Source organism: Streptomyces amritsarensis (genome assembly GCF_001953875.1).
GTDB lineage: Bacteria > Actinomycetota > Actinomycetes > Streptomycetales > Streptomycetaceae > Streptomyces > Streptomyces amritsarensis.
Window position 1 is genome coordinate 1 of the sequence record NZ_MQUR01000197.1, and the last position, 2108, is coordinate 2108.

Annotated in this window: 1 pseudogene; it reads right to left on the reverse strand. The window is 74.6% G+C overall.

From position 1 onward, the window contains the following. Window positions 1–1686 (reverse strand): annotated as a pseudogene (locus AVW11_RS39405) (acyl carrier protein); the annotation flags it as partial. Window positions 1687–2108: the final 422 nt, after the last annotated feature.

The window sequence follows — 2108 nt, forward strand, 5'->3', positions numbered from 1 at the left end:
CCGCGGGTGGCGACGAGTTTGCAGGCGTCGTCGAGGGAGAGGACCCCGGCGACGTGCGCGGCGGTGAGTTCGCCGAGGGAGTGTCCGAGCAGGTGGTCGGGGGTGAGTCCGTAGTGCTCCACCAGCCGGAACAGCGCCACCTCCGTGGCGAACAGCGCCGCCTGGGTCCACATGGTCTGGTGCAGGGGCGATGCGGGGTCCTCCTCGGCGAAGAGCAGGTCCTTGAGGGGAGTGGACTCCTGGAGGTGCCGGTCCAGGTGGGCGCAGACCTCGTCGAGGGCGCGGGCGTAGACGGGGTGGGTGGCGTACAGCTCCCGGCCCATGCCGGCACGCTGGCTGCCCTGCCCCGTGAACAGGAACGCGGTCCTGCCCCCGTCGCGTCCGCCCCGCGGGCCGCTGATCACGTCCGGGGACTCGTCGCCGGCGGCCAGCGCGGCGAGCGCCCGAAGGTACCCCTCCCGGTCCTCCGCCACGACCGCCGCCGCATGGGCCGGAAGGGCGGGCACTTCGGCCAGTGACCGGCCGATGTCCGCGAGGGCGACCCGGCTGCGCTCCTGACCCCGCACCCCCTCGGGCTGCGCCGTGCGCTCGGAGACGAAGGCCAGCAGCCGCCCCGCCTGGGCCCGCAGGGCCGCCTCCGTGTGGCCCGACAGCAGCCAGGGAGCCATCGGCACAGCCTCGGGCGCCGCTTCGCGGGCCGGCTGGGGTGCGGTGGCGGGGGCCTGTTCGAGGATGACGTGGGCGTTGGTGCCGCTGATGCCGAAGGAGGAGACCGCGGATCGGCGGGGCCGGTCCGTCTGCGGCCACGGGGTCGCCTCCGTCAGGAGGGACACCGCCCCCCTGCTCCAGTCCACGTGCGAGGTCGGCCGGTCCACGTGCAGGGTGCGGGGGAGGGTGCCGTGGTGCATGGCCATGACNNACCAGCGAGGAGGAGCAGGCCGTGTCGACGGTGATGGCCGGGCCCTGCAGACCCAGCGTGTACGAGACCCGGCCGGACGCCACGCTGAGCGTGTTGCCGGTCGTACGGTAGGCCTCCACCGCCTCCGGCGCATTGCGCAGGTGGGAGGCGTACTCGCTGTACATCGCACCGCTGAACACACCGGTGCGGGTCCCGCGCAGAGTGGCCGGCGCGATGCCCGCGCTCTCCACCGCCTCCCAGCTGGTCTCCAGCAGCAGACGCTGCTGCGGATCCATCGCGGCGGCCTCGCGCGGACTGATCCCGAAGAACTCGGCGTCGAAACGGTCCGCGTCGTGGAGGAAGCCGCCGGTGCGGGCGTACGAGTGGCCCGCACGGTCGGGGTCGCCGTCGAAGAGCCGGTCCAGCGCCCAGCCGCGGTTGGTGGGGAAGGGGCCGATGGCGTCGGTGCCGTCGGCGACGAGCCGCCACAGGTCGTCGGGGGAGCGGGTGTCGCCGGGGTAGCGGCAGGCCATGCCGACGATCACGACCGGGTCCTCGTGATCCGATGTGCCGCGCACCGCGACCTGCTGCCCGGTACGCACCACCACGCCCTCGCCGGCCAGCTTGGCGAGCTCGCCCGCCAGGAAGTCGGCCAGGGCCGTGGGAGTGGGGTGGTCGAAGACGGCCGTCGCCGGCAGCGTGATCCCGCTGACGGCCACGACACGCCGCCGCAGCTCCAAGCCGGTCAGCGAGTCCATGCCGAGGGTCTTGAACGCAGTGTCCTCGTCGACCGCGTCCGGACCCGCGAGGCCGAGGACGGCGGCGACCGTCGTCCGGACGAGCTCACCGACGGCACGCAGCCGGTCGGCCGGCGCGAGCGCGGCCGTGCGCTCGGCCCAGGAGGCACCGTCCGTCCCGGACGAGCCGGTGGCCGCGGCCGCCCGGCGGCGCGGCGCGCGCACCAGCGTGCGCAGCAGGGCCGGCGCGGACCGGTCGGGGGAGCGCAGGGTCGCCAGGTCCAGGTCGGCCGCGGCGAGCAGCGGCTCCGCCGAGGTGAGCGCCGCGTCGAAGATCTCCATGCCGCGCTCGGCGGATATCGGCAGTACGCCCTTGCGGGCCCACCGCGCGACGTCGAGCTCGCTCAGCCCGCTGGTCATGGCACTGGCCGTGTCCCAGAGTCCCCAGGCGAGGCTGGTGGCGGGGAGGTTGT